The sequence below is a fragment of the Oceanicella sp. genome, assembly GCF_056449545.1.
Genome location: NZ_JBWOMN010000021.1, coordinates 20,555 through 27,161, shown reverse-complemented (window position 1 = coordinate 27,161; position 6,607 = coordinate 20,555). Strand labels below are relative to the sequence as shown.

Annotated in this window: 5 protein-coding genes and 1 pseudogene; 4 read left to right on the top strand and 2 right to left on the bottom strand. The window is 71.3% G+C overall.

The window, feature by feature from the left end; all coding sequences use genetic code 11:
- The 4 genes and pseudogenes from AC1HC7_RS03695 to recN all read left to right on the top strand — a co-directional run.
- Positions 1-596, top strand: a pseudogene (locus AC1HC7_RS03695) (cell division protein FtsZ); the annotation flags it as partial.
- 217 nt (positions 597-813) lie between these two features.
- Positions 814-1,722, top strand: coding sequence for a UDP-3-O-acyl-N-acetylglucosamine deacetylase (lpxC, locus tag AC1HC7_RS03690; protein WP_479495293.1), 909 nt, complete (start codon positions 814-816; stop codon positions 1,720-1,722).
- A gap of 236 nt (positions 1,723-1,958) precedes the next feature.
- A complete protein-coding gene (locus AC1HC7_RS03685; RefSeq protein ID WP_479495294.1) occupies positions 1,959-2,786 on the top strand; it encodes an outer membrane protein assembly factor BamD in 828 nt (275 codons plus the stop codon).
- A gap of 40 nt (positions 2,787-2,826) precedes the next feature.
- Entirely contained in the window at positions 2,827-4,479 is a 1,653-nt protein-coding gene (gene recN, locus AC1HC7_RS03680; RefSeq protein ID WP_479495295.1) for a DNA repair protein RecN, read from the top strand.
- A gap of 163 nt (positions 4,480-4,642) precedes the next feature.
- Here recN and AC1HC7_RS03675 read toward each other — a convergent pair whose 3' ends face one another.
- Positions 4,643-5,080 (bottom strand): DUF1330 domain-containing protein, encoded by a 438-nt coding sequence (locus AC1HC7_RS03675; RefSeq protein WP_479495296.1) that lies wholly within the window; start codon positions 5,078-5,080, stop codon positions 4,643-4,645.
- A 90-nt stretch (positions 5,081-5,170) separates the two neighbouring features.
- On the bottom strand, positions 5,171-6,544 hold the full coding sequence (locus AC1HC7_RS03670; protein ID WP_479495297.1) for an FAD-binding oxidoreductase: 1,374 nt from the start codon (positions 6,542-6,544) through the stop codon (positions 5,171-5,173).
- Between the last annotated feature and the right edge of the window lie 63 nt (positions 6,545-6,607).

The following is a 6,607-nucleotide window of genomic DNA, read 5'->3' as shown; positions in this document are numbered from 1 at the left end:
CGCCCGAGCCCGCCGCGCCGGCGCCCGAGGCCGCCCCGGCGGTCGCCGCGACCCAGGCCCCGGCGGCCGAGCGCCAGTTGTTCGACGACGATGACGACGCCCCCATGGTCGCCGCCCCCGTCGCCGCCGCCGCGCCCGAGCAGCCCCACCGCTTCGAACGCAACGGCGCCTTCATCGCGCCGCGCGCCGAAGCCCCGGGCGAGGCCGCGTCCGGCGATCGCGCCGGGCCCGCCGCCGGACTCGCGCCGGGCCAGCCCTCGCCCGAGACCCTGCGCCGCCTGCAGGAGGCGGTGCGCAACCAGCCCGACACCGCGCCCCCGGCCTCGCGCGCCCCTGCGCCTGCCACGGCGCCTGCCCCTGCGTCGGCGCCCGAACCGGCCCCCGCCGCCGCCGAGCCTGGCGAGCGCGGCCGTTTCGGCATCAACAGCCTGATCCACCGCATGACCGGGTCCGCGGCCTCGGCCACCGCCAGGCCGAGCGCGCGCGAGGCGGCGCGCGAGCCCTCGTTCGAGGTCGGCGCGCCGGCCGAGGAGACCTCGGCCGACGCCGATCGCCAGCGCGACATCCCGGCTTTCCTGCGCCGTCAGGCCAACTAGGCGGCGCGCTGCGCGCATCCGGTTGCCCCCCGGCGACGGGACCTGAAAATCCACCGCCGCCCCGCCGCAAGCGGGGCGGTTTTACGTAGCGATAACAATTTATTAACCTGATGGGCGTGATCAGTGTTGCAAAGCGACATAAAGCTTTATTTGTCTGGACTTCCGGGGGGTCGTATCTGTGCGCTGACAACAAAAAAAGAATTCAAGGGGCGCAGCGGTGCAAACGACGGTCAAGAACGAACTTCAATTCGACGGCGTGGGCCTGCATTCGGGCAAGCCGGCGCGCTTGCGCATCCTGCCCGCCTCGGGCGAATACGGCGTCTGGTTCAAGCGCACCGACCTGAAGGACACGGATCTGCGCGACGCGGATCCGATGATCCCGGCGCGCCATGACGCGGTCAGCGACACCACCCTGTGCACGCGGCTGGAAAACCGCGACGGGGTGACGGTCTCCACCGTCGAACACGTGATGGCGGCGCTCGCCGGCTGCGGCGTCGACAATGCGCTGGTCGAGGTCAGCGGCCCGGAAGCCCCGATCATGGACGGCTCCGCCCGCCCCTTCGCCACGGCGATCGCCAAGGCGGGCCTGCGCCGGGTCGAGGGCGAGAACCGGGTGATCCGCATCCTCAAGCCGGTCGAGGTCGAGGACGATGGCCGCATCGCCCGGCTCGAACCCTCGGACCAGTTCGAGATCGATTTCGGCATCGATTTCGAGGACGCGGCCATCGGCGTCCAGTCCCGGGCGATGACGCTGGTCAACGGCGCCTTCATCGAACATCTTCAGGACAGCCGCACCTTCTGCCGCAAGGCCGAGGTCGACATGCTGCAGAAGATGGGGCTGGCGCTGGGCGGTTCGCTGGACAACGCCATCGTGGTCGACGGCGGCGCGGTGCTCAACCCCGGCGGGCTGCGCCACGCGGATGAATTCGTGCGCCACAAGATGCTGGACGCGGTGGGCGACCTGTCGCTGGCCGGGGCCCCGATCATCGGCCGCTACGTGGGCCGGCGCGCCGGGCACGAGATGACCAACCGCCTGCTGCACGCGCTGTTCGCCCGCCCCGACGCCTGGCGCTACGAAGCGGCGGAGACCGGCGTGTGGCGCACGCTGGGCCTGCCCGCGCAGTAAGTTTTCTCCGCACGTCGTCAGCAATCGTCAGGCCCGCCCGCGCCGCCCGCGATGCGCAGGGATCGGGGCCGCGCCCGGGGCGGGGCGAAAATCTCCTCACAATGAAAAAACCCTGCGCGGCCCCCGTGTCGGCGCGCGAAAAACTGTGCTAGCAATCAGGGCCCGCGCCGATCGGACCGCCCCTGGCGGGTCCGGCGCGGCGCTTGACGCAGCAGAATTCCGGGAGAAGGCGCGCAATGCTCCGTTTCGCTCTCATCGTCGCATCCATGTTCACGCTGGCCGCCTGTTCCAGCAAAAACGACGATCCCTTCGCCGACCCCTACGCGGATCGCTCCGCCGCCAGCATCTTTCGCGAAGGCGAGGCCCAGCTCAACGCCGGCCAGCCCGTCCAGGCGGGCGACACCTTCGAGGAGCTGGAGCGCGTCCACCCCTATTCGGAGTGGTCCAAGCGGGCGATGATCATGGCCGCGTTCTCGTTCTACCAGGCCGGGGAATTCGATCGCGCCACCATCGCGGCGCAGCGGTTCCTGAATTTCTTTCCCTCGGATACGGACAGCCCCTACGCCCAGTATCTGATCGGCATGTCCTATTACGACCAGATCGTCGACGTGGCCCGCGACCAGGGCGCCACACGGCTGGCGCTGCAGGAATTGCAGGAGGTGGTGCGCCGCTACCCCGGCACCAAATACGCCCGCGAGGCGCAGCTGAAGATCGATCTCGCCCGCGACCAGCTCGCCGGCAAGGAGATGATGATCGGGCGCTATTATCTGGGGCAGGGCCACGCCATCGCCGCCATCAACCGCTTCAAGGTGGTGCTGAGCCGCTACCAGACCACGTCGCACGCGCCCGAGGCGCTGCACCGGCTGGTGGAGGCGTATCTGATTCTGGGCATCCCCAGCGAGGCGCAGACCGCGGCCGCCGTGCTGGGATACAATTTCCCGGGCTCGGAATGGTACGAGGCCAGCTACGCGATGATGCGCGGCGCCGACATCGCGCCGTTCGAGGATCGCGAAAGCTGGATCAGCCGCGCCTTCCGCCGGGTGACCACCGGCGACACGCTCTGAGTCCAGGCGCGGCGGGCGGCGCAACGGGGGATCACGCGGCATGCTGCGCAATCTGGAGATTCGCGACATTCTGCTGATCGAATCCCTGTCGCTGGATTTCGACGCCGGGCTGAACGCGCTGACCGGCGAGACCGGGGCGGGCAAGTCCATCCTGCTCGACGCGCTGGGCTTCGCGCTGGGCCGCAAGGGGCGGGCGCGGATGCTGCGCGAGGGCGCAGAGACCGGCCGGGTGACGGCGGTGTTCGACTGCCCGCCGGACCACCCCGCCCATGGCGTGCTGGCCGAGGCCGGGCTGACGGGCGCGGGCGGCGAGATCATCCTGCGCCGCCAGATCGCGGCGGGCGGGCGGGCCAGCGGCTTCGTCAATGACCAGCGCGCCTCGGGCGAGGTGCTGCGCGCGGTGGGCGAGACGCTGGTGGAGATCCACGGCCAGCATGATGATCGCGGGCTGCTGAACCCGCGCGGCCACCGCGCCATTCTTGACGCCTACGCCGAAAACGGCGCGGCGCTGGCGCGGGTTCGCGCCGCCTGGCGCGCCGCCGCCGCCGCCGACGCGGCGCTGGCCGAGGCCCGGCATGCGCTGGAGGTCGCCGCGGCGGACGCCGAATTCCTGCGCCACGCGGCGGCGGAGCTCGACGAACTGGCCCCCGCCCCCGGCGAGGACGCGGCGCTGGATTCAGAACGCCGGCTGATGAAGGCGTCCGAGAAGATCCGCGAGGATGTGGCCCGCGCCGCCGGGGCGCTGGGCGCCCAGGGCGCCGAAGGGGCGCTGTCGGACGCCATGCGCTGGCTGGACGACGCCAGCGAGGCCGCCGAGGGGCGGCTGGCGGCGCCGCTGGCGGCGCTGGAGCGCACGCTGACCGAATTGGGCGAGGCGCAGCAGGGGGTCGAGGCCGCGCTGGACGACCTGCATGCCGATCCGGCGCGCCTCGATCTGGTGGAAGAGCGCCTGTTCGCGTTGCGCGGGCTGGCGCGCAAGCACCGGGTGAGTCCCGAAGACCTGCCCGGGCTCGCCGCCGAATTCGCCGCCCGGCTGGCTGCGATCGACAGCGGCGAGGCGCGCATCGCGGCGCTGGCGCAGGCGGCGAAAACCGCGCGCGCCGCCTGTGACGCCGCCGCCGCCGCCCTGAGCGCGCGCCGCCGCAAGGCTGCGGCGCGGCTGGACCGGGAGGTGGCGGGCGAACTCGCGCCCCTGCGCATGGAGCGGGCCCGGTTTCGCACCGGGATCAGCGCGGCGGCCCCCGGCCCGGACGGCGCCGACCGGGTGGAATTCGAGATCGCGCCCAATCCGGGCGCCGGCTTCGGGCCGCTGGGGCGCATCGCCTCGGGGGGCGAGCTGTCGCGGTTCCTGCTGGCGCTGAATGTCCGTCTCGCCGGGCGGCGCGCCGCGCAATCGATGATCTTTGACGAGATCGACCGCGGCGTCGGCGGCGCCACCGCCGACGCGGTGGGCCGCAGGCTGGCGCGGCTGGCGGACCGGGTGCAGGTGCTGGTGGTGACCCATTCGCCGCAGGTGGCGGCCCGCGCCGCGCATCATTTCCACATCGCCAAGCGGGTCGAGCGCGGCGCGGCGCGCACCCATGTCGCCCGCCTGCCCGACGCGGCGCGCGAGGAGGAGATCGCCCGCATGCTGGCCGGCGAAACCGTCACCGAGGCGGCCCGCGAGGCCGCAAGGGCGCTGCTGTCGGCCTGAATTGTCAACCCGCGATCCGGTCGACATGCGGCGACCACGGCGCGGCTGGGGCAGCCGTCCCCGCGCTGGCGAAGCCAGCGCCCGGGGCTTTGCCCCGGTGAATGCCGAAGGCATTCAGGGGACGGCGAGCGACCCGCTTCGGACTCCGGCCTTCGCGGCCGGCTCAGCCAAAGGCGGCGGCGCCCTTTGACGGGGCGCAGCGGATCAGGCGCGAAGTGGCGACCGCCGCCTGACGATGCACCACGGCTTTCTGATAGGCGGGATCGGCGATCATCGCGAAGAAGGCGCCGGAATTGGGGTAGCGGGCGATGAACATGGCGTCCCAGCGCTCATCCGCCGGGCCGATCAGCATGGTTTCCATGCGTCCGCGCCAGATGATCGCGCCGCCCACCGCCGCCAGCAGCGGCGCGGTCTCGCGCCCATAGGCGGCGTAGGCTTCGGCGCCGCTGAGCCCGGCATCGGCCTTGGCGTGACCGGCCGGATAGGCGGCGGTCTGGCGAAACGCCACGAGGTTGAGCATCTCGATCGGCGCATCGCGGGGCAGCGCCTTGAAGGCGTCGAATGCCGCGCGCGTCGGGTCGACATATGCATCGTCCTGCATCGGTTGTTTTCCTTCGGTGTCGTCTGGGGCCGCAGTCACCCGGGGCCGCAGTCATCCGGGGCCGCTGTCGTGCGGGGCGCGTCGCGGCGCTCAGTTCACCTTGACCACCTTGCCGGGGTTGAGGATGTTGCCGGGGTCGAGCGCGCGCTTGATCTGGGCCATCAGCCCCCAGGCGTCGCCGTGCTCTTCCTGCATGTAGGCCATCTTTCCCTTGCCGACCCCGTGTTCGCCGGTCACCGTGCCGCCCAGTTCAAGCGCGCGGCGGTTGAGCCGGTGCGCCAGGCGCTTGGCCTCGGCCAGATCCTCGGGCCGGTCGGGGTCGATCAGCAGCGCCGCGTGGAAATTGCCGTCGCCCACATGGCCGACGATGGCCCCGATCAGCGCGCTGTCGGCGATGTCCGCGGACACCGCCGATATCGCCTCGGCCAGCCGCGAGATCGGCACGCAGACATCGGTGGTCAGCGCCCGGCAATTTGGCTGAAGCGCCTTGAAGGCGAAATAGCTGTTGTGGCGCGCCGCCCACAGGCGGTTGCGCTCTTCGGTGTTGGCGGTCCAGGCGAAATCGCCGCCGCCGCAGTCCTGCGCCACCTCGCCGAAGCGTTCGGCCTGTTCGGCGACGCCGGCCTCGCTGCCGTGGAATTCCAGGAACAGGTGCGGCTTTTCGGGCAGGTCGTATTTGGCGTAGGCGTTGAAGGCCCGGATCGACACCTGATCCAGAAATTCGATCCGGGCCATGGGAACGCCCATCTGGATCGACATGATGCAGGCGTTGACCGCGCCCTCGACGCTGTCGAAGGCGCAGGTGGCCGCGGACACCGCCTCGGGCTGGCCGTGCAGCTTGATCGTCAATTCGGTGATCACCGCGAGCGTGCCCTCGGAGCCCACCAGCAGGTTCTTCAGATCATAGCCCGAGGCGGATTTGCGCGCCCTCGATCCCACCCGGATCACCCGCCCGTCGGCCAGCACCGCCTCCATGGCCAGCACGTTGTCGCGCATGGCGCCGTAGCGCACCGTGGTGGTGCCCGAGGCCCGCGTCGCCGCCATGCCGCCCAGGGTCGCGTCGGCCCCCGGGTCAACCGGAAAGAACAGCCCGGTGTCGCGCAGATGGGTGTTGAGCGTCTTGCGCGTCACCCCGGGCTGCACCACCACGTCCATATCCGCCTGATGCACCTCGATGATCCGGTCCATGCGGCTCATGTCCAGGCTGATCCCGCCTTGAAACGCCAGCGCGTGGCCCTCCAGCGAGGTGCCCACGCCCCAGGGGATCACCGGGCAGCCCTCGGCGGCGCAGATCCGCACGATGCGCGACACCTGATCGGTCGATTCGGGGAAGACCACGGCGTCGGGCGGGGTGACCGGGTAGTAGGCCTCGTTCTGGCCGTGCTGGTCGCGCATGGCGGCGGTGACGCTCACCTGCTCGCCAAAGGCCTCGGTCAGTTTCGCGATTGCAGTCGCTATGGTCATGGGCGCGCCTCCTGTTGCGCGCAGCCTAGCGCCGGGCGCGGCGAGAGGAAAGCGGCCGCGGGG